Genomic DNA, 21661 nt, shown 5'->3' with positions numbered 1-21661 from the left:
GCGCCTGCGAAGTACTACGAGAATCCCGCTATGCATGGCTACACGATGTCCGATGGAGCGCCTCCACGTCAAATCATCTGGGACGCCCGTCTCGCCATCCAAGACACCCGCAACGGACTCCCAGGTTATGCCACCGGCGCCCCTCCAGCGCCCCGGCAACGAGCTAGGCGGTGTTCTGGAGGGTGGTGGTGGGCATCAGGGAGTCGACGCCGCGTGCGGTCATGGGGCGGGCCACCAGATAGCCCTGGCCGCGCGTGCAGCCCATCTTGCGCAGCAGGTCGAGTTGCTCGGGACGCTCGATGCCCTCGGCGACGACGATCAGGCCGAGGTCGTTGCCGAGTTGCACGATCGTCTTCGTCAGCAGGGTCAGCGTGTCGTCGCGGCCGAGCCCGGAGACGAACGACGGGTCGATCTTGATCATGTCGACCGGCAGCTGGCGCAGGAACGCGAGCGACGCGTAGCCCGTGCCGAAGTCGTCGATGGCCAGCCGTACGCCGAGGGTCCTCAGCTCCGACAGCCTGCTGATCATCTCGCCGGCGTCCTCGACCAGCATCTCCTCGATGACCTCGAGGGTCAGCGCGCTTGCGGGCAGCCCGCTCTCGCTCAGCGCCTCCGCCACGGTCTCCACGAAGCGCGGGGCCATGATCTGCCGTGCGGACAGGTTCAGCGCCAGCCCGATGTCCCAGGACGACGCGCGCCAGGCCGCCACCTCGCGGCACGCCTCGCGCAGGATCCACTCGCTGAGCGGCACGATGATCCCGGTGTCCTCGGCGGGCCCGAGGAACTGCTCCGGCGGCACGAACGTGCTGCCCCGCCACCAGCGCACCAGCGCCTCGACGGCGGTCACCCGCGATGTGGCCAGGTCGACCACGGGCTGGTACTCGATCGCGAACTGGTTCTCCAGCAGCGCCCGCTGCAGGTCGGAGGCGATCTCCAGGCGGCGCAGGACGTCGGCGTGCATGTGGGTGGCGAAGACCTCCACCCTGCGCCCGCCGAGCTCCTTGGCCCGCGACATCGCCACGTCGGCGTTGCGCAGCAGGTCTCCAGGTGGCAGGTCCTCCTCGGCGAACGCCACACCGACGCTGGCCGTCAGCGCGATGTCCCGGTCCGCGACCCGGAACGGCTCGTTCGAGACCGCGCGGACGAGCCGCTCGGCCAGGTCGATGGCGGTCTGCGCGTCGGCGCCTCCGGACGCGCCGCCCTCAAGCAGCACCGCGAACTCGTCACCGCCCCACCGGGCGAGCGTGTCGTCGGCCCGTACGGCCGAGCGCAGGCGGCGGGCGGCCTGACCGAGCAGGTGGTCGCCGCTGGCGTGGCCGACCGAGTCGTTGACGGAGGTGAAGCCGTCGAGGTCCAGGAAGATCACCGCGGTCCCGCCGGCGCCGCGGCGGGTGAGCACGTCCCGGGCGCGTTCCTCGAAGTAGGCCCGGTTGGGCAGCCCGGTGACCCCGTCGTGGAAGGTCAGGTGGGTGACCTGGTTGCGCAGGGCCACCTGGTCGCTGAGGTCGCGGATCGTGACCAGGACGAGGTCGTCGTCGCGTACGTGCCGGGCGGCGACGGACTCGGTGGGACGCCAGGTGCCGTCGGCGGCGCGGAACCGGCAGGAGATGCGGGTGCCGCCCTCCTGTTCCGGCCCGTCGTCGTCCTCGTCCGTCATGCGGTCGAGCAGGGCCTGTACGGCCGGCAGGTCCTCGGGGTGGATGTAGTCGAAGATCGGCCGGAAGGCGAGGTCCTCCGGGCAGTAGCCGTACGTCGTCTCGAGGCCGGGGCCCACCTCCTGGATGACCCCGCCGGGGTCGCAGACGAGCACGACGTCGCCGGTGTTCTCGGCCAGCCTGCGCAGTTGCTGCTCGCCGACGTCGACGAGGCGGCGCATGCCCGCGGTCTCGACCAGGAGCACGAACAGCCGGCCGAGCAGGACGAGGACGACCGAGGCGGCCACGACCACCAGGGCGGCGTCGCGGCTGTTGCCGATCGCGTACAGGGTGGCGACCAGCGTGGCGGCGGCGACCAGCACGAGCGGGGTGGCGGCCGTCAGCGGGGCGGGCAGCGGCCCGGCCGGCCGGTCCTCCTGCACCCACGGGGCGACGGCGAGGACCAGCAGCATGGCCGGGACGACGAGCCCTGCCGCGAGCGGCGGGGTGTCGCCGTCGAGTCGGGCGAGGGCCGTGGCCATCTCCGCCGCCGTTATCGCGGTGAGCACCCCTACGCCGGTGAGCCCGACCACGCGGTTGCCCGACCGGGAGGCCGCCACGGCCGGTGTCACGGCGCAGGTCGCGAGCAGGCAGACCACGGGCAGCGCGAGCGCGACGAAGAACGCTCCGGTGTCCTCCGCCTTCCTGAACGCCGGGCCGAGCACGGCGACCCAGGCCACGGCGAAGACCGACGCCGCGCCCAGGTAGGCGTCGGCCGCCTGGCGTATCACCCCGCGCGTGAACGCGGGTGGTTTCACCGACATGCCGCAGCCGATCGCGAGCAGCACCGATCCGACGAGCATGAGCAGGTCGGCGAACGTGAGCACGAACGGCGTGCCGTCGGCCACGGGACGTACGCCGACGCCGAGGAGCCAGGTCAGCGACCCGGCGGCCATCCATCGCCAGGCGCCGGGCTGGCGCCGGTGGGCGGGGACGACGCGGGAGGCGGCCATGATCAGCGAGACCGCCGCGAGCAGGCCGGTGACGACCCCCGCGATCGCGGTCACGACCGGCGCCGAGCCTCCGGTGACCAGGGCCACGACGACCGCCACCGCGCCGAGCCCGGCCGCGGTGGTGAGTGGGACCCGGGGGTCACGCCTGACTTTCACGCGCGTCGCCTCTGCACCTGTCGCCGCTTCACCGCCGGCCGTCGTGTCCTCCGGGGTTTCGGCGGAGGCCGGAGTCGCATAAGCGTCGCCGGGTTCGGTGGGGTGTGCCATCACTGCCCCTCCCGTTCTCGACTCGGCTTTACTCTCCCTGTCACATGGCCAGTGTGCGCACAGCCGCTGATCGAGAGGGGGATAACGAGCGAGTCGTCACCGATCTGATAACCAGCCGCGCACGCTGAGCTCCACCGTACGCACCCCAGGTCACGAGGCAGCCACGTTCCGGAATCCTTAATGGAGCGGTCAGTAATGCCCGGTGATCATGTTATCGAGTGGACGGCCCGTCAGATGACGGATCACCTGTTCCCGCACCAGCCTCCGCGTACGCCGGACGGACGCGGGCGTGCTGCCGGCGATGTGCGGGGTGATGAAGACCCCCGGCACGGTCCAGAGCGGGTGGTCGGACGGCAGCGGTTCGACGGGGGTGACGTCGAGCGCCGCCCGCAGCCTGCCCGTCCGCAACTCGGCCAGCAGCGCGTCGGTGTCCACGACCGAGCCGCGCGCGGCGTTCACCAGCAGCGCGCCGTCCTTCATCCGGGCGAGGAACTCCGCGTCCACGAGACCGGCCGTTCCCGTGGTGGCGGGCACCAGCAGCACGACCACGTCCGCGGCGGGCAGCAGCGCGGGCAGTTCGTCCTGGCCGTGGACGTTGTCCCTGGCCGTGCGCGCCACCCGGACGACGTCCACCTCGAATCCGGCCAGACGCCGTTCGAGCGCCTCACCGATCGAGCCGTACCCGACGATCAGCACGGTGGAGTCGGCGAGGACGCCGGTGTGGTGGTAGGTCCACTCGCGTCTGGCCTGGGCGGCGGCGAAACCGGGGAACTCCCGCAGCATGGCGATCATCGCGCCCACCGCCCACTCGGCCGTGCCCGCGTCGTGGACGCCCCGCGCGTTGCACAGGACCGCCTTCGGCGGCACGTGCGGCAGGTAGGGCTCGACCCCCGCCGTCACGGTCTGCAGCAGGCGGAGGCCGGTCATGCGGCCAAGAAGGCCGGGGATGTCCGGCACCGGGACCAGCGGAGGCACCCAGATCTCCACCTCCTCGGGCGGTCCTGGCGGCGGCGTCCTTCCGTCGTACACGGCGCAGTCGAGGGCAGGGAGCCCTTCGGGGAGGTCCGTCAGTGCGCCGGCGATGTCCTGTGATGCGACCCAGATCTTCACGAGGAACAACCTAGGGAACCATCGCCCCCGCCAGCGAGTATGGGTACGTGAGGAGGTCATCGGGGATGACGAACAGGCACGGCGTGGGCGCGGCGCTTCTGGGGGCGGCCCTTCTGACGGCGACTGTGGCGTGCGCGCCGGGCGAGGAGGGCGGGGGCAGGACTCCCCCGCCGCTGCCCGCCGCGAGCGACGTCACGAGCGCGACTCCGGGTGCCGCTACGGGCGCCACTACGGGTGACGGTGAGACGGACGTCACCCCGGCCGCGCCGCGCACACTGGTCACCGGTCTGACGGTGCCCTGGGCGATCGCGTTCCTGCCCGGCGGCGACGCGCTGGTGACCGAGCGCGAGTCGGCGCGACTGCTGCGGGTCACCCCGCGCGGCCGGGTCCACGAGGCCGGTGTGATCGAGGGGGTGTCCGCGAGCGGCGAGGGCGGCCTGCTGGGCGTGGCCGTCTCGCCCCGCTACGCCGCCGACCACTTCGTCTTCGTCTACTTCACCGCCCAGAACGACAACCGGATCGTCCGCTACCGCTACGACGGGCGGCTCTCCGACCGCCGGGTGATCGTCAGCGGCATCCCGAAGGGGGCCATCCACAACGGGGGCCGCCTCGCCTTCGGCCCCGACGGCTACATGTACGCCTCGACCGGGGAGACCGGCGAACGCGGCATGGCCCAGGACAGGAGCTCGCTGGGCGGCAAGATCCTGCGCATGACGGCGGACGGCCGGCCCGCCCCGGGCAACCCCTTCGGCAGCCTGGTGTGGACCTACGGGCACCGCAACGTGCAGGGCCTGGCCTGGGACGACCGGGGGCACATGTACGCCACCGAGTTCGGCCAGAACACCTACGACGAGATCAACCTCATCGAGAAGGGCCGCAACTACGGCTGGCCGGAGGTCGAGGGGGTGGGCCGCCGGCCCGGATACACCGACCCGCTGCTCACCTGGCCGACCGCCGAGGCGTCGCCGTCGGGCCTCGCGTACGCCCGGGGGGCGCTGTGGGCCGCGGCGCTGCGCGGCGAGCGCCTGTGGCGCGTGCCGGTGGACGCCCCGGGCCGCGTCGGCCGTCCCGCCGCGCTGTACACGGGCGAGTACGGCAGGCTGCGCGCGGTGACCGCCGCGCCGGACGGCACGGTCTGGGTGAGCACGAGCAACCGGGACGGGCGCGGAACCCCCAGGGACGGCGACGACCGGCTCCTGGTGGTGCGGCCCTCCTGATCAACGCCTCCTCCTGATCGGCGCCTTCTCTTGATCGGCGCCTTCTCTTGATCAGCGGCAGACGACCCCGGCCTGGGCGCGGTAGGAGGTGCGGAAGGTCTGCCGGGAGACCACCTCGCCGTCCTGCCGCAGCACCCGCGTCACCGCGGCGGTGAAACCGGGCTGCCCCTGTGTCGCGACGCAGCCGGACCCGTGGCCGGTCACGGCGGGCAGCGAGACCTGCTGCCCGACGACAGGCCCCTGCAGGTCCACGTCGTACCGCTTGGTGCTCCACAGCGTCACGGTCAGCGAGGTGCCGGTGGCGGACGCCTGGACGAGCACGCCGTACGGCGAGTCGTTCCTCCAGCGCAGGTCGGGGCCGGGGAAGGACACGGCGGCCTCGGCGCCGATCGGCAGGTGGGAGGCGTGGACCTCGGGCGGCGTGTGCTCGGCGACCCGAAGCCCGGCGCGGATCACGGCGTTCATCAGGGTGGTCGCGACCTGGGTCATGCCCGCCGCCTCCGTGCCGGCCCGGCCGTGGATCAGGGTGGGGCCGATGCCATGGAAGCCCGCAGCCGCGGTGCGCGGGCCGACGGCCTCGTTGAACGAGAACGTCTCCCCCGGTTCCACCAGGCGGCCGTCGAGGAGCGCGGCGGCCGTGCGGATGTTGCCCGCGCTCAGGGGGCAGCAGGCGTAGGAGGTGGTGAAACGGCCGGCCTCCTCCCGGATCCCCATCCGCTGCGCCGCGTCGTCGGTGATCCGCGGCGGCCCGTTCACGACCGTCACGGCCACCGTACGGCCGCCGCCGTCGAGGGCGGTCAGCACGTCCGCGGCGAGGCGGTCGGTGTCCACCCGGTCGCCCGGCCTGCCGGGCACCAGGACCGGCCCGCCGTCCTTGATCGTGAAAGTGGCGTCGCGGGCCGCCCGCGACGAGCCGACCAGCGCGGGCTCGACGCCGGCGACCGCCGCCTCGGCGTCGAAGCGCGGCCGCAGCACCGCTCCGTCGGGCGCGAACGTCAGGCGCCGCGCCAGCGTGGCCGGCGACAGGCTGACGGAGGCGGTCCCGTTGGTCAGCGTGAGCGGCGCGGCCACCGCACGTCGCGCCCAGCGCAGGGCGCGCCGCACCTCGGCACGGGTGATGTGCGGCAGATCCCGCATCGTGGGCACCACGACGACGGCCTCGGGGTCGAGGTATCCCCTGACGATCTGGTCGGCCGTCGCCCTCCTGTCGATGACGCGGCCCACCCGTGGATACGTCGGGACCGGGGTGACCCCGTCGAACGAGACGTCGCCCTCGCGCCCCGGACGCTCCAATGGCGCGGCGACGACGCTGGCCACCGCCTCGTCGAGTTTGCGGCGGTCCACCGACACGACGGGCTTCACCTCTTGGCTGCCGGTCAGCGCGCTCCACACCTGCGACGGGCTGGGGAAGCCCCCCGGCGCGGCGCGGACCGTGGCCTCGGCGTCGAGCATCAGACCGGCCTGCTGCGGGTCCACGGTCAGCCGCCGCGTGCCCTGCCGTACGATCAACGGCGTCCTGGCCTGGGCGTACAGCCGTTCGCGCAACGTGGCGACGGCCTCGGTCCTGCTCTGCCCGCCGATGTCCACGCCGAGCACCGTGGTGCCGGGAAGGACCTTCCCCGCCATGGAGACGGCCGGCACGAGATAGAGCACCAGGAGCAACGCCGCCAGGCCGATCAGCGCACGGCGGAGCGTACGGCTCTGGGGAACGGGGTCAAGCAGTTCGAGGTCCCCCGGCGGGACGACGGCGGGTTCCTCGCGCGCCGGGCGCTCCGGGACCCGCCACGGCTCGACGGGCGGAGCCGGCGGCGGGAGGTTTCCGTTACCGGACGGCTTGGCGGCCGGCGCGGCGGGAGCGGGAGGTTCGGCGAAGATGTCGGCCGACACCCCCGGCGGGAGGGCCGAGACCCCGCGGGGCAGCGAGGTGACGCGGCGCACCGGGTGTATGCGCGGAGGAGCGGACGCCGCCCCGGACGGATCCGTGGGCGGGTCGACGGACGCTCCGGCGTTGCGCACGCCTCGGTCTCCTCCGGCTCAAGGTCAACAACGATCAGTTAACCCTAAAACACCCTCTGCTGGATATGTCCGGAAGCAACACCTTCCGCGCTCAGGTGGGGAGCGATCCGTCCGGCACAGGCCGACGGCCGGCCACGCGGAATCGTGGCCGGCCGTTCTCACGTCCTGCTGCGGGTGGCCCTTGACGGCGCCTCAGCGGATCCTCAGCGGATTCTCGCGGCGAGGCGGCGTTCGTCAGGCACTCCCTCAGCCCTGGACGCCGAGCTTCTCCAGGATCAGCTCACGGGCCCGGCCCGCGTCCGCCTTGCCCCGGCTGGCCTTCATGACGCCGCCGACCAGTGCGCCCACGGCGGCGATCTTCCCGCCGCGCACCTTCTCCGCGGCGTCGGCGTTGTCCGCAAGCACCTGGTCGATGATCGCCGACAGCTCGCCCTCGTCGCTGACCACCTGGAGACCGCGCTTCTCCACGACCTCGTCCGGGCCGCCCTCACCGGCGAGCACGCCCTCCAGCACCTGGCGGGCCAGCTTGTCGTTCAGCGCGCCGGAGGCGACCAGCTCGGTCACCCGGGCGACCTGCGCCGGGGTGATGGGCAGGTCGGCGAGCACCGTGGCCGACTCGTTGGCCCGCCGGGCCAGCTCGCCCATCCACCACTTGCGTGCGTCGGCGGCGGGAGCGCCCGCGGCCACCGTCGCCTCGACCAGGTCGATCGCGTCGGCGTTGTGCATGGCGGCCATGTCCAGGTCGGACACGCCCCACTCCTGCTGGAGCCGCTTGCGCCGCGCCGACGGGAGCTCGGGCAGCGCCGCCTTCAACGACTCGACCCAGGCCGGGTCGGGCGCGATCGGCAGCAGGTCGGGCTCGGGGAAGTAGCGGTAGTCCTGCGCCTCCTCCTTCGACCGCCCGGAGGTCGTCTGCCCGGTGTCCTCGTGGAAGTGGCGGGTCTCCTGCACGATCCGGCCGCCCTCGGCGAGGATGGCCGCCTGACGCTCGATCTCCCCGCGGACCGCCCGCTCGACGCTGCGCAGCGAGTTGACGTTCTTGGTCTCCGTACGGGTGCCCCACTCGGCCGAGCCGCGCGGCATCAGCGAGACGTTGACGTCGCAGCGCAGCGAGCCCTGCTCCATCCGCACGTCGGACACGCCGAGCGAGCGCATCACCTCGCGCAGCTCGGTGACGTACGCGCGGGCGACCTCCGGGGCGAGCCGGTCGGTGCCCGCGATCGGCTTGGTCACGATCTCGACGAGCGGGATGCCGGCCCGGTTGTAGTCGACGATCGAGTAGTCGGCGCCGTGGATCCGCCCGGTCGCGCCTCCGACGTGCGTGGACTTGCCGGTGTCCTCCTCCAGGTGCACCCGCTCGATCTCCACGCGGACGATCTTCCCGTCCACCTCGACGTCCAGGTAGCCGTCCGTGCACAGCGGCTCGTCGTACTGGCTGATCTGGTAGTTCTTCGGCATGTCCGGATAGAAGTAGTTCTTCCGGGCCATCCTGCACCACGTCGCGATGGTGCAGTTCAGCGCGAGGCCGATCCGGATCGTCGACTCGATCGCCTTCTCGTTGGCCACCGGCAGCGAGCCGGGCAGCGCCAGGCACACCGGGCAGACCTGCGTGTTCGGCGGCGCGCCGAAGGTCGTCGGGCAGCCGCAGAACATCTTCGAGGCGGTGCCCAGCTCGACGTGCGTCTCCAGCCCCAGCACCGGCTCGAAGCGCTCCAGCGCCTCGTCGTACGGCATGAGCGTCGCGGTATCAGCCATGCTGGTAACCCAGTCCTTCCAATGCTTCGATCATGTCATTCCACCATTGCTGGAAGGCGGGCACCTTCCGCAGTTCAGCGATGCCGGCGTTCTCCGCTACCGAGAGATAGAAGTTTCGGAGCGCGCCTTTCTTCTTCGGGTTCAGCCCCGCCTCGTCCCTCAGCAGCGCATCGATGACCACCTTGGGATCGGGGCATGACTCGACCTCGGATCCCGACAGGGGTTCCCGGCTGAGGCGACGCAGATTGAGCGCTCTCACCAGGGCCGCCCGATCGGCGAGCAGCCAGGCCTCCGTCTCCCTCATCGGCACGACTGCGACCAGAGGCTCCCCGAGGTCACTTGCACTGTAAGCCTGCCGGATACGTCCCAGGACGAGTTCCGACTTGGCCGGTGGGGCGCCGTCGTGATGGTAGAGAACCACGTCGAAGGTGCCCCGCTCCTCCTTCAAGGTCTTGATCATCGTCTCCGGATGCTGGTTGCCCGCCTCGGGAAGGGGCCGCACCTCCTGAACCTCCCGGCAGGCCGGGAAGGACTCGACCACGAGTTCCTCCAGGGCCCTGCGCAGCAGGATCGGCAGGAACCAGTCGTCGGACGGCCCTTCTCTGATCAGGACGCAGCTCAGGCTCCGCATCACACCGGTTCCTCCACTCCGGCCCGGAACCTGTCGAGTTCGGAATCCGTCACGCGCGGCCACCGCTCGCCGTCCACCCGCACCGGCCCGGCGTTCTCCCGCAGCCGCCGCACCCGGCTCACTCGGCTGGCGATCCCGCCCTCCAGGACGGTGGTCATGTCGAGGAACGCGATGTTCTCCCGGGGTACCACGTCAAGCACCACCGGGGAGTGACTGGTGAACAGGGCCTGCCGTCGCAGAGGCCGGTCCAGGCCGGACATCACAGCTTCGCCGTCGTCCGTGACCAACTCCCGGGCGAGACCGAGCAGCTGACGGAGTCTCTCCGGGAAGACGCCGTTCTCCGGCTCCTCGATGACCGCGGTTCCACCGTCGTGCAACGCGGCCAGGATCGCCAGCATGCGCAGCGTGCCATCGGAGGCGAACTCGGCGTCCAGGCCCCGGTCGTAGGGCGAGGCGAACTCGAGCCTGACGTCCCTGCGGCGCTCGTCCTCGACGATCTCGAAGTCGCTGATCTCCCTGACCAGTCCGACGAGGTGCATCTTGATTTCGCCGACCACGCCGAGCGGCCTGTTCTCCGAGGCCGTCTCACGCGCCAGAAATCTCAGGTAGTTCGGAAGATTTCGACCAGTGGAGTCCATACGACGGGGTCCGCCGATCTCGCTCGCCCCACGCAGGGAGCCCGCTTCCAGATGCAGCGACCTGACCTCGGTGAGCTCGTGCTTGATCCGCCGTACGATCTCCCCGTCCGGCTTGTAGTCACCGGAGAAGTCGTCCAGCGCGGACCTTCCCTCCGGCACGATCCACTCGCCCTCCATGAGGGGAATGACACGGTCCGGCGGCGACAACGAGACGAGCCGCTGCGTCTCGATCGTGATCCCTTCGAGCTCGCCTTCGGGTACTGCCCATGCGAACAGCACCTCCCAACGCCAGCGACTGCTCGGCGAAGAGCGCTGCGCCGGGAGAAGGAGTTCCAGAGCGAAACGCATCCGGTCGACGCGGGTGCCGTCGCCACGCTTTCGGAAAAGTCCTCGCGCGTCGCCGCGCACCTCCGACACCGCCGCGTCCACGCCGCGCGTCCCGGCGGTCGCGACGAACGTCAGCGCATCGAGGAGGTTCGACTTGCCACTGGCGTTGGTGCCGATGAGCACGAGGAACGGAGGCAGATCCAGCGCGAAGTTCTCGAACGACTTGAAGCCGTCGATCTCGATGCGGGTGATCATGCCGCCGTTCCCCTCCCCTCGGCGACTAGAGCGCGGGCGCGCGGGACAGCAGCGGGCCGCCCCACCGGCTCTCGAAGGCCTTCTCCACGGCGGCGCCGACCCGGTAGCAGCGGTCGTCGGCCAGGACCGGGGCCATGACCTGCAGTCCGACCGGCAGGCCGTCCTCGTCGGCCAGGCCGCACGGCACCGAGATCGCCGCGTTGCCGGCCAGGTTGGTCGGGATCGTGCACAGGTCGGCGAGGTACATCGCCATCGGGTCGTCGGCCCGCTCCCCGATCGGGAACGCGGTGGTCGGCGTGGTCGGCGAGACCAGCACGTCCACCTGCTGGAAGGCCGACTCGAAGTCACGCATGATCAGCGTGCGGACCTTCTGGGCCTGGCCGTAGTAGGCGTCGTAGTAGCCGGACGACAGGGCGTACGTGCCGAGCATGATGCGCCGCTTGACCTCCGGGCCGAATCCGGCCGCCCGGGTCAGGGCCATGACCTCCTCGGCACTGCGGGTGCCGTCGTCGCCGACGCGCAGGCCATACCGCATGGCGTCGAAGCGAGCCAGGTTGGACGAGCACTCCGACGGCGCGATCAGGTAGTACGCGGGCAGCGCGTAGGAGAAGGTCGGGCAGGAGACCTCGACGACCTTGGCCCCGAGCGACTCCAGCAGTTCGACGGCCTCGTTGAACCGGGCGAGGACGCCGGGCTGGTAGCCCTCCCCGCCGAGCTCCTTGACCACGCCGACCCGCATGCCCGCCACGTCGGCGTGCCGCGCGGCCTCGACGACCGGCGGAACCGGCGAGTCGATCGAGGTCGAGTCGAGCGGGTCGTGACCGGAGAACGCCTCGTGCAGCAGCGCCGCGTCGAGCACGTTGCGGGCGAAAGGACCAGGCGTGTCGAGCGAGGACGCGAACGCGATCACCCCGTAGCGGGACGAGCCGCCGTAGGTCGGCTTCATGCCGACGATGCCGGTGACCGCGGCGGGCTGCCGGATCGAGCCGCCGGTGTCGGTGCCGGTGGACAGCGGCACCTCGTAGGCGGACACCGCGGCCGAAGAACCGCCGGAAGAGCCGCCGGGGATCCGGGACAGGTCCCAGGGGTTGTGCGTCGCGCCGTACGCCGAGTTCTCCGTGGACGACCCCATGGCGAACTCGTCCAGGTTGGTCTTGCCGAGGATCACCAGGCCGGCCTCGCGCAGGCGGCGGGTCACGGTCGCGTCGTACGGCGGGAGCCAGCCTTCGAGGATCTTCGAGCCGGCGGTCGTCGGCATGCCGGTCGTGGTGAACACGTCCTTGTGCGCGATCGGCACCCCGGCGAGCGGGCCGAGCTTCTCACCGGCGGCGATGCGCTCGTCGACCGCGCGGGCCTGCGCCAGCGCGGACTCCCCGTCCACATGCAGGAAGGCGTTGACCTGGCCGTCGACCTCGGCGATCCGGTCGAGGTGGGCCTGGGCGACCTCGACGGCGGTGACCTCTCGGGAGGCGACCAGCGCGCCGAGTTCGGCGGCGGTCTTGCGAATCAAGCTCATTCTTCCTCCCCGAGGATCCGCGGCACGCGGAAGCGGTCGTCCTCCACGGCGGGCGCGCCGGACAGGGCGCCTTCTGGTGTGAGGCCGGGCCGTACGTCGTCGGGCCGGAACACGTTGGTCAGCGGAAGCGCGTGCGAGGACGGCGGAATGTCGTCGGCCGCCACCTCCGCGACGCGGGCGACGGCGCCGACGATCTGGTCGAGCTGGGCGGCGAAGTGGTCGAGCTCGTCGTCGGCCAGTGCCAGCCGGGACAGCCGGGCGAGGTGAGCGACCTCATCGCGGGTTATGGCGGACATGAGTCGTCGAACCCGTTTCATGATGGAGATTGGACCTACCCATCCTAGGGCTCGCCGCCGAGCGCGGCCGACCCGACGAGGCCGCGTCACATGGTCTTAATGTGGCGCCTGCATCGTGGCCGGTGCGGTGCGGCGCGAGACGGGCGCGCCGCTCTCGCGGTCCTGGAAGGCCGCGCTGAGCCGGCCGCGCAACCACGTGGTCGTCTCGCTCGCGGGCATGGGCTTGGCCAGCCACCATCCCTGGCCCGCGTGGCAGCCCATCTCGCGCAGCAGCGTCGCGACCTCCGGCGACTCGACCCCCTCGGCGACCGACCTCAGCCCGAGGGACCGTACGAGGTCGATGATCGAGCGGACGATCCGCTCGTCGTCCGGCGACTCCCCGAGCCGCCGTACGAACGACGCGTCGATCTTGACCTCGGAGACCGGGAGCCGCTGGAGCCGGACCAGCGAGGAGTAGCCGGTGCCGAAATCGTCCAGGGCCAGCTGGATGCCGAGACCGGCCAGGGTGCGGATCGTGTCCGCGCTATAGGCCTGGTCGGTCATGAGGATGCGCTCGGTGACCTCCAGACGGATGGCCTCGGGAGGCAGGTCCAGCTTCTCCAGGCCGGACTCCAGTTGCTCGGGCAGGCTCGAATCCAGCAGGTCGCGGGCCGACACGTTGACCGAGACCGGCACGTCGACGCCCGCGTGCCACCACCGGGCCGCCTGCCGCAGCGCGTGGCCGATGACGTGCTGGGTGAGCTCGCGCATCAGGTACGACTGCTCGGCGAGCGGGATGAACTCGGCGGGCGAGATCGGCCCGCGCACCGGGTGCCACCAGCGCAGCAGCGCCTCGACGCTCTCGACCCTGCCGTCCTCCAGGCTCACCTTGGGCTGATAGTGGAGCTCCAGCTCGTCGGCGTCGATCGCCCGGCGCAGGTCGCCGAGCAGGCTCAGCCGTTCCGGCGAGTTGCGGTCCTTGCCCGGCAGGTAGAACTCGACGCCGGTGCGGCCCTCCTTGGCGAGATACATCGCGACGTCGGAGCGCTGCATGAGCAGCTCGAAGTCCGGCGCGTGGTCGGGATAGAGCGCGATGCCGATCGACGCGTCGAGGTCGAAGGTCATGCCCTCGAGGCGTACCGGCTCTGTCAGCGCGACCCGCAGGCGCGAGGCGACCTCCTTGGCGGCCTGGGCGTCCCTGATCGACGGCAGCAGCACCGCGAACTCGTCCCCGCCGAGGCGGGCCACCACGTCGCCGGGCCGCACGCTGTGGGTGAGCCGGTGGGCCACGATCTGCAGCAGCCGGTCGCCGACCGGGTGGCCGAGCGTGTCGTTGACCTCCTTGAAGCGGTCGAGGTCGAGCAGGAGCAGCCCCACCCGCTCGTGCTCGCGCGCCTCGGCCAGGGCCTCCTCGGTGCGCAGGATGAGCATCTTGCGGTTCGGCAGGCCGGTGAGCCCGTCATGGGTGGCCTGGTGGTCGCGGCGCAGCGAGAGCGTCGCGGTGAAATAGACCGCGGTCAGCGGCGCGACGAACAGGGGCACCAGGGCGGTGGAGTGCGCCATCACGACCACGACGAGCGGCGCGAGTCCGAGCAGCGCCCCGTAGACGAGAGACTGCGGGCCGATCGACGCCTTCATCACCCGGGTCAGCGGCCGGCGCTCGTGCAGCGCCACCGCCTGGCAGACCAGGATCGCCCGGACGGCGAAGTACGCCGCCGCGGCGAGCGCGATGGCGGGAATGTCCCCGCCGTCGGGCGTCCAGGGCACGCGGGGCGCCGGATGCGCGCCGAACGCGGCGAAGGCCGCCGCGGCCGCCGTGCAGGCCAGGGTCACCTGGGCGAGGTTGAACAGCACCCGGTGCCAGGCCCTGCGATGCACCAGGCCGCTGACCACCACGGCGACCGCCTGCATCAGCACCGCCGTCGGCAGGCCCTGGTACATCAGCACGGCGAAGGTGAACATCGTGGAGGTCGGCGTGCCCCCGACCAGCGTCGAGGAGCTGAACATGACCGGGCGCAGCTCGCCCAGCACCACCAGGACGGTGAGCATCCAGAACAGCGGAGTGCGGGCCACCTCGCCCAGCTCGCCGAAGCCGAGCCGCACCTGCGCGATCACCAGCGCGGCGACGCCGACGGCGGTGACCGCCGTGAGGTAGGCCCACAGGGGCGAGCCGGGGCGCGGTCCGGTGTCCCGGGTATCGACAGGCGTGGACATTTCGCCCAGGTCGACGGCGGGCAGGAGGACGCGTGGCACCCCGGCGAGCGGCATAAGACCGCGTGAAAGCGTCATCGGTAAGAAACCCCCCAAGAGGTCACTATGGGAGGGTACGGCCTCTGGGCCACTTCGCGAAACCGCTTGGGCACACTCCGTCACCATGATTTCTGGAGATATCACGGTCTGACCGGAGTTGCGGTGAAAGTTTCAACTGCTCCACAGGTCCCATCCCCCGCCCGCCTGCGCCTATTAGGTTGGCCGTCCAGACAAACCCCAGGCGGCCCTTCTTGTACCGGCCATCGGCTCCCTACCATCCGAGAGACCTGTGGGAGCGCTCCCACATTACCGGACGGAGTATTTCAATGTCTCGCAGATTGACGGCGGCTGTGCTCACAGCGGTCGCCACGGCCGCGGTGGGAGCGTCCGTGCTCACCTCCTCCGCCGCACAGGCCGCCGACTCCGCCTTCTACGTGGACCCGACGACCAACGCCGCCAAGTGGGTGGCCGCCAACCCCGGCGACAGCAAGACCCCGGTGATCAGGGACCGCATCGCCGCCGTCCCGCAGGGCCGCTGGTTCGCCAGCTACAACCCCTCGACCGTACGCGGCCAGGTCGACTCCTACGTCGGCGCCGCCGCGTCCGCCGGCAAGATCCCGATCGTGGTCGTGTACGAGATGCCGAACCGCGACTGCGGCGGCGCGAGCGCCGGCGGAGCCCCCGACCACGCGTCGTACCGCTCCTGGATCGACCAGGTCGCCGCGGGTCTCGGCGGGCGGCCCGCCTACATCATCCTGGAGCCCGACGCTCTGTCGATCATGCCGAACTGCATGAGCGCCTCCCAGCAGGCCGAGGTCCAGGCCTCCATGGCGTACGCCGGGAAGAAGTTCAAGGCCACGTCCCCCAACGTCAAGGTCTTCTTCGACGCAGGGCACGACGCCTGGGTGAGCGCCTCCGACATGGCCAACCGGCTGCGCGGCGCCGACGTCGCCAACAGCGCGGACGGCATCTCGCTCAACGTCTCCAACTACCGCTTCACCTCGGGCCTGGTCTCCTACGCCAAGAGCGTCCTGTCGGCCGTCGGCGCATCGAACCTGAAGGCCGTGATCGACACCAGCCGCAACGGCAACGGCCCGGCGGGCAGCGAGTGGTGCGACCCGGCCGGCCGCGCGACCGGCACCTGGAGCACCACCAACACCGGCGACTCGGCGATCGCGGCCTACCTCTGGGTGAAGCCTCCGGGCGAGTCCGACGGCTGCATCGGCCCCGCGGGTCAGTTCGTGCCGCAGCGGGCCTACGACCTGGCGATAGCTGCCCCGTACACCCCCTCCCCGTCCCCGTCCCCGTCGCCGACCAGGTCCCCATCGCCCTCGCCGTCTCCGTCTCCGTCCCCCTCGGCCTCGCCGTCGGCGTCCCCCTCTTCCTCGCCGTCGGCCTCGCCTTCGCCGTCCCCGACCCCGACCTTCACCGGCGACCGCGGCTGTACGGCGGTCTACAAGGTCGTCAACTCGTGGAGCGGCGGCTTCCAGGGTGAGGTCACCGTGACCAGCGCGGGCACCTCGGCGATCAACAACTGGACCGTGAAGTGGACGATGCCCGGCGGGCAGTCCATCACCCAGGCGTGGAACGCCAACCTCACCGGCAGCAGCAGCGTCACGGCCACGAACCTGAACTGGAACGGCAACCTCGCCCCCGGCGCGAGCACCACGTTCGGCTTCCTCGGCAACTCCAGCGGGACCCCGTCCACCCCGTCCCCCCTGGTCTGCACCACCTCCTGATCCCCGCATAGTCCAGGCGTGCCGTACGGCTCTCCAGCCGTACGGCACGCCTTTTCATTGCGGGTGGGGCCGCGGGTCCCGGCATCCAGTGCTCGGATTCGGGGATCCGCCGGAGAGGACCGGCGTACAGTCGGTTCATGATCTCGTGGCGGGACCGGATCGGGCGCGGCCTGATCGGCGTGGCCGTGATCATGTTCCTTCTCGCCGAGTCCGCCTCGTTTCCCGTGGACATGCTGGACGCGCGGTTCCTGGAGGCGGACGGCTGCCCCACCGCGGTGCTGGAAGCGCGGGGAACCGCCGATCGGCCGGGGGCTCTGGTGGACGCCGAGGGCGTCATCACGATCACGCTGTGCGAGCTGATCACGCCGTTGAGGGGCGGACCGGGACCGATGCCGTCACCACGGCCAGGACAGCACCGCACCCTCAGCACCCACCTCGCCGAGATGATCGCCGTGCTCAACGCGTTGCCCACACGAGATGAGGCGGAGGCGGCGGCACGGGCTCGGATGACCGCTCAGGGCCGTACGCCGCCCAAGGACCTGCGCATGGGCGAGATCTGCACCGCTGTCGGGTACGGCGAGCAGTTGTCGTTCGCGGTGCGCTACCGCGACCGGCCGCCCGCGCTGCTCCTGCTCGACCGCAACTGCGGCGTGGTCCACGGCGCGGGCCGGACCCGGTTTCTGCGAGGCGAACCCACGGACCGCTTCCTCGCCTTCTATCGCGATCAGATCGCGAGGGACCCGGCCGCCGTCCCTGCACCCGCGTGCCCGGCCAAGGTGGTCACGGCGGAGATCGACAATCGGCCGGATCTGGAGTTCCCGAAGGACGGGATAGCCCCCAACCGGGGCGGCACGGACGGGTTCCTGCCCAGCCCGCTCGCGGTGATCGCAGCCTGCCGCTACCGGGCGGACGGTGACGATCTACGACTGCGTGCCCATCGCGTCCTACGGGACGACCTCGAACCCGTCCGGGGGCTCCTCAACACCGCGGCCGCCATACAGAGCGTGACCGACAGCCGCGGCACCACCGACTTCGTCAACGGCGTCGAGTGCGGTATGCCGCACCCCACACGGGCCGCGGTGCCGGTCAGCCGTCTCGACGTGGTGTGGGCGGCCGACACGACCGGGGCCGTCGCGGAGATGCGGATCTGGCGCGCCCCCTGCCAGGCCGTGTTCACCGGCACAGCCCCCGGGTTGAAGGCCGAGCCTGCTCTGCTGAGTCGGCTCGATTCCTGGCTGGGCCGCTGACGCTTCCGGCAAGCGGGTCATCCTTCGTGGACGTGCCGCCCTTCGCTCATCGGCTCGATTGGCCGTCGCCGCCCCGCGCTGCGGGTGAGGTCGTCGCGAGCCGGATCAGCCACCGGCCGGAACAGGCACCGCCGCGCCGGAAACCCGGACCCTGGTATCCCCGTCTCGCAGCTCCACCCGCAGCAGACCGGGCCGTCCCAGGTCGACACCCTGGTGCAGGGTCAGCCTCGCAGTGGGACCGGCCTCGCCGAGGTCCCGCAGATAGGCCCCGAAAGCGGCTGCGGCGGCCCCGGTGGCCGGGTCCTCCACGATTCCACCCACGGGGAACGGATCACGCACTTGGAAGGTGTCCGCCGACTCCCGCCACACCAATTGCAGGGTGATGAGATCCCGGTCGGTCATGTACTGGGCCAGCCCCGAGAAGTCGTAGTCCAGATCGGCGAGACGCTCACGGGTGGCGGCGGCCAGGACCAGATGGCGCGATCCCGCGAAGGCGATCCGCGGGGGCAGTGCGGGATCGAGCTCGTCGATCCGCCACTTCAGCGTGTCGAGCGCCTGCGCCACATCGAGGTCGTCGACCGGCTCGACGTACGGCTCCACGCTGGTCAGGGTCGCCCACAGCACGCCGTCGTCATCCGCCGCCACCTCGACCGGTACGGTTCCGGCCTGCGTCTCGAAGACCAGGCCACCCGGGCCGATCCGATCGGCGAGCGCGACCGCCGACGCCACCGTGGCGTGCCCGCAGAACGGCACCTCCATCTTCGGGCTGAAATATCGGACGGTGAACGTCCGGCCCGTCTCGGCGAGTCGCGCCGGAGCCTCGCTCAGGAAGGCCGTCTCCGAATGGCCCACCTCGGCGGCGATGGCGAGCATGGCCGCCTCGTCCAGCCCGGCGGCGTCGAGCACCACCCCCGCCATGTTGCCGCCGGCGGGATCGGTGGTGAAGGCCGCGTATTGCAGGACTTCGGGTATCGGACGAACAGAAGTCGGCATGTTCATGGGAACAGCACCGCAGATGCTCCTGTTCCCGGGCGAGAGGCCATGCTCGTGCGCGTTTCAGGTGTTCTCAGCGGTTCGCGCTTCCTCTCCCGGCCCCTTGACAATGTAAGATCACATTTACGACAGACTGGTTCTCCGTATGGTCGAAGCAACTGATTTCGGCTCGATCGAGTGGCTGGAGAACGGGTCCTTCGGGCGGCATGAGTACGACAGCCTGGTGCGCGACATGCTCGCCGTCCCCGGCGCGGACACCGGGACCCCGCTCGTGGCCGTTTCCCGCTCCGGTGTCGACCACGGCCTGCCGCTCGCCGCGCGCTGGGGCCCTGACGACCTGCCGGCCGCCTGGCAGGCGTAGGCGAGCCGGGCGGCTATGGGTGCGTGGTCACTCCTCGGGGGTGACGGCGACGGCGCGGGCGGCATCGGGGCCCTTGTCGAGGAGGACGTGGAAGCCTTCCTCGTTGAGGATCGGAACACCGGCCTTGACCGCCTTGTCGTACTTCGAACCGGGGTTGTCCCCCACCACCAGGAAACTCGTCTTCTTCGACACCGACGAGGTGACCTTGCCGCCCCTGGCGCCGATGGCCTCGCCGGCCTCGTCGCGGCTGAAGTCGGTCAGCGTCCCGGTGACGACGAAGGTGAGCCCCTCCAGCGGACGCGGCCCCTCGTCGGCGGGCGACTCGTCGGCCATCCGGACCCCGGCGGCCCGCCACTTCTCGATGATCTCCTGGTGCCAGTCGACCGCGAACCATTCCTTGATGGTCGCGGCGACTCTCGGGCCGATGCCCTCCACGGCCGCCAGCTCCTCCTCGGAGGCATTGGCGATGGCGTCGATCGAGCGGAACTCCGCGGCGAGCGCGCGGGCCGTGGGCGGCCCGATGTGCCGGATCGTCAGCGCCACGAGCACCCGCCACAGCGGCTGCTCCTTCTTCTCTTTCAACTGCTGGAGGATCAGTTCGGCGTTCTTGCTCGGCTCACCGGAGATGTTGGCGAAGAAGGAGACGACCTTCGGCTCGCCGGTCTCCGGATCGGTCTTCGGCAGGCCGGTGTCGGGGTCGCGGACCACCGACCTGATCGGCAGCAGCTTCTCGATGGTCAGGTCGAACAGGTCGGCCTCCGTGCGGACCGGCGGCTCCTGCGGCGGCAGCGGCTGGGTCAGCGCGGTCGCCGCGACGTAGCCCAGCCCGTCGATGTCGAACGCGTTGCGCCCGGCCGCGAAGTAGATCCGCTCACGGAGTTGCGCGGGGCAGGAGCGGGCGTTCGGGCAGCGCAGGTCGGCGTCGCCCTCCCGCTCGTAGGCCAGTTCTGTGCCGCATTCCGGGCAGTGCGTGGGCATGACGAACTCCCGCTCGCCGCCCTGCCGAAGGTCGACCACCGGACCGACGATCTCGGGGATGACGTCGCCCGCCTTGCGCAGCACCACGGTGTCGCCGATGAGCACGCCCTTGCGCGCGACCTCTGAGGCGTTGTGCAGCGTCGCGCGCTCCACGGTGGACCCGGCCACCACCACCGGTTTCATGACGCCGAACGGCGTGACCCGGCCCGTGCGCCCCACCCCGACCTGGATGTCGAGGAGCTTGGTGGTGACCTCCTCGGGCGGGTATTTGAACGCGATGGCCCAGCGCGGAGCCCGGCTGGTCGAACCGAGCTGCCGCTGCACCGGAATCCGGTCGACCTTGACCACGACGCCGTCGATCTCGTACTCCGGGTCGTGGCGATGGTCGTTGTAGTAGGTGATGAACTCGCGGATCTCGTCGAGGCTCTCGACCACCTTGTAGCGGTCGCTGACCGGGAGTCCGAAGTCGCGCAGCCGCTCGTAGACGGCCGACTGGGTGGCGGGCAGCGGGCCGCCGCCCTCCCACTTGCCGACGCCATGGACGATCATCCGCAGCGGCCGCTGCGCGGTGATCCGGGGGTCCTTCTGCCGCAGCGATCCGGCGGCCGAGTTGCGCGGGTTCGCGAACGGCGGCTTGCCCGCGTCCATGAGCTGCTCGTTGAGCTTCTTGAAGCCCTCGACCGGCAGGAAGACCTCGCCGCGCACCTCCAGCAGGTCGGGCACGTCGTCCCCGTCGAGCCGATGCGGCACGTCGCCGAGCGTGCGGATGTTGGGGGTGATGTCGTCGCCGGTGCGCCCGTCGCCCCGGGTCGCGCCCCGCACGAGGCGGCCCTTCTCGTACACGAGCGCCACGGCCAGGCCGTCGATCTTCAGCTCGCAGAGGTAGGGCCCGGGGTCGGCCTCGATAAGCCGCTCGGCCCTGGCCTGCCAGCCGGCGAGGTCGGCGTCGTTGAAGGCGTTGTCGAGGCTCTCCAGGCGCTGGAGATGGGTGACGGGGGCGAACTCCGTGGAGATCGGCGCCCCCACCTTCTGGGTGGGCGAGTCCGGCGTGCGCAGGTCGGGATGCGCCTCCTCCAGTGCGAGGATCTCCCGCATCCAGCCGTCGTACTCGGCGTCGCTGACGGTGGGCGAGTCGAGCACGTAGTAGCGCCAGTTGGCGTCCTCGAGCAGCTCGGCCAGCTCGGCGTGCCGCTCCCGGGCCTCGGCGGGCGCGCTCCGCGCTTCTCCGGCGGCGCTCCCGGCGGCCTCGGCGGCGCCCGTCACGCTGTCGACCTCGCTCGCGGCCTCCGCGTGCCCCTTCGCCTCATCCGCAAGCTCAGTGTCGTCGAGCCCGGTGTCATCAAACCCGGCGTCATCGAGCCCGTCAGTCTCGTCAGCCCTGTCGGTCACGTCGCCCGTCTCCCCTCGTCAGACACCCAGGGCAACCGTATCTCCGGCGG

The 21661-nt window shown here is 71.1% G+C and carries 15 protein-coding genes and 2 pseudogenes; 5 read left to right on the top strand and 12 right to left on the bottom strand.

Translation table 11 applies throughout. The annotated features are described in order from the left end of the window. Positions 1-163 precede the first annotated feature (163 nt). A complete protein-coding gene (locus tag FLW16_RS22990; protein ID WP_260615486.1) occupies positions 164-2803 on the bottom strand; it encodes a bifunctional diguanylate cyclase/phosphodiesterase in 2640 nt (879 codons plus the stop codon). A 300-nt stretch (positions 2804-3103) separates the two neighbouring features. Continuing rightward, positions 3104-4024 (bottom strand): 2-hydroxyacid dehydrogenase, encoded by a 921-nt coding sequence (locus FLW16_RS22985; protein ID WP_221891228.1) that lies wholly within the window; start codon positions 4022-4024, stop codon positions 3104-3106. Positions 4025-4089: 65 nt separating this feature from the next. Here FLW16_RS22985 and FLW16_RS22980 point away from each other — a divergent pair, with 65 nt between their 5' ends. Continuing rightward, a complete protein-coding gene (locus FLW16_RS22980) occupies positions 4090-5241 on the top strand; it encodes a sorbosone dehydrogenase family protein (RefSeq protein ID WP_142562183.1) in 1152 nt (383 codons plus the stop codon). A 51-nt stretch (positions 5242-5292) separates the two neighbouring features. Here FLW16_RS22980 and FLW16_RS22975 read toward each other — a convergent pair whose 3' ends face one another. The 7 genes from FLW16_RS22975 to FLW16_RS22945 form a co-directional block, all read right to left on the bottom strand. Then, positions 5293-7257 (bottom strand): VanW family protein, encoded by a 1965-nt coding sequence (locus FLW16_RS22975; protein ID WP_142562182.1) that lies wholly within the window; start codon positions 7255-7257, stop codon positions 5293-5295. A 246-nt stretch (positions 7258-7503) separates the two neighbouring features. Beyond that, positions 7504-9012 (bottom strand): Asp-tRNA(Asn)/Glu-tRNA(Gln) amidotransferase subunit GatB, encoded by a 1509-nt coding sequence (gatB, locus tag FLW16_RS22970; RefSeq protein ID WP_142562181.1) that lies wholly within the window; start codon positions 9010-9012, stop codon positions 7504-7506. Continuing rightward, on the bottom strand, positions 9005-9643 hold the full coding sequence (locus tag FLW16_RS22965; RefSeq protein ID WP_260615499.1) for a DUF4276 family protein: 639 nt from the start codon (positions 9641-9643) through the stop codon (positions 9005-9007). Before FLW16_RS22965 ends, gatB begins: the two co-directional genes overlap by 8 nt. Continuing rightward, positions 9643-10863, bottom strand: coding sequence for an AAA family ATPase (locus tag FLW16_RS22960; RefSeq protein ID WP_142562179.1), 1221 nt, complete (start codon positions 10861-10863; stop codon positions 9643-9645). Before FLW16_RS22960 ends, FLW16_RS22965 begins: the two co-directional genes overlap by 1 nt. A gap of 25 nt (positions 10864-10888) precedes the next feature. Further along, on the bottom strand, positions 10889-12379 hold the full coding sequence (gene gatA, locus FLW16_RS22955) for an Asp-tRNA(Asn)/Glu-tRNA(Gln) amidotransferase subunit GatA (protein ID WP_142562178.1): 1491 nt from the start codon (positions 12377-12379) through the stop codon (positions 10889-10891). Beyond that, positions 12376-12675 (bottom strand): Asp-tRNA(Asn)/Glu-tRNA(Gln) amidotransferase subunit GatC, encoded by a 300-nt coding sequence (gene gatC / locus FLW16_RS22950; RefSeq protein ID WP_030506108.1) that lies wholly within the window; start codon positions 12673-12675, stop codon positions 12376-12378. The genes gatA and gatC overlap by 4 nt, the downstream gene beginning before the upstream one ends. A gap of 96 nt (positions 12676-12771) precedes the next feature. After that, positions 12772-14868 carry a bifunctional diguanylate cyclase/phosphodiesterase gene (locus FLW16_RS22945; protein WP_142562268.1) on the bottom strand — a complete coding sequence of 699 codons (2097 nt, stop codon included), beginning with the start codon at positions 14866-14868 and terminating at the stop codon, positions 12772-12774. Between the two features lie 362 nt (positions 14869-15230). Between FLW16_RS22945 and FLW16_RS46245 the strand changes: the two are divergent. Next, positions 15231-16112 (top strand): annotated as a pseudogene (locus FLW16_RS46245) (glycoside hydrolase family 6 protein); the annotation flags it as partial. 47 nt (positions 16113-16159) lie between these two features. Here the strand turns inward: FLW16_RS46245 and FLW16_RS46240 are convergent. Beyond that, complete coding sequence (locus FLW16_RS46240; RefSeq protein WP_396686804.1) at positions 16160-16333, bottom strand: hypothetical protein; 174 nt, start codon at positions 16331-16333, stop codon at positions 16160-16162. A gap of 25 nt (positions 16334-16358) precedes the next feature. Between FLW16_RS46240 and FLW16_RS46235 the strand changes: the two are divergent. Further along, positions 16359-16643, top strand: a pseudogene (locus tag FLW16_RS46235) (cellulose binding domain-containing protein); the annotation flags it as partial. 137 nt (positions 16644-16780) lie between these two features. Continuing rightward, positions 16781-17890, top strand: coding sequence for a hypothetical protein (locus FLW16_RS22935; RefSeq protein WP_142562176.1), 1110 nt, complete (start codon positions 16781-16783; stop codon positions 17888-17890). A 105-nt stretch (positions 17891-17995) separates the two neighbouring features. On the opposite strand, the gene FLW16_RS22930 is transcribed toward FLW16_RS22935, so the two are convergent. Continuing rightward, positions 17996-18883 carry a PhzF family phenazine biosynthesis protein gene (locus FLW16_RS22930; RefSeq protein WP_142562175.1) on the bottom strand — a complete coding sequence of 296 codons (888 nt, stop codon included), beginning with the start codon at positions 18881-18883 and terminating at the stop codon, positions 17996-17998. A gap of 145 nt (positions 18884-19028) precedes the next feature. On the opposite strand from FLW16_RS22930, the gene FLW16_RS22925 reads away from it, so the two are divergent. Then, complete coding sequence (locus tag FLW16_RS22925; RefSeq protein ID WP_221891226.1) at positions 19029-19244, top strand: hypothetical protein; 216 nt, start codon at positions 19029-19031, stop codon at positions 19242-19244. A 27-nt stretch (positions 19245-19271) separates the two neighbouring features. Here the strand turns inward: FLW16_RS22925 and ligA are convergent, their stop codons facing one another. Further along, positions 19272-21401: an NAD-dependent DNA ligase LigA gene (gene ligA / locus FLW16_RS22920; RefSeq protein ID WP_396686803.1), complete on the bottom strand. Its 2130-nt coding sequence runs from the start codon at positions 21399-21401 to the stop codon at positions 19272-19274. Between the last annotated feature and the right edge of the window lie 260 nt (positions 21402-21661).

It is taken from the genome of Microbispora sp. KK1-11 (genome assembly GCF_006874435.1).
GTDB classification, from domain to species: Bacteria; Actinomycetota; Actinomycetes; order Streptosporangiales; family Streptosporangiaceae; genus Microbispora; species Microbispora catharanthi.
The sequence above is the reverse complement of the archived record's forward strand: the minus strand, read 5'-3'. Positions and strand labels throughout refer to the sequence as shown.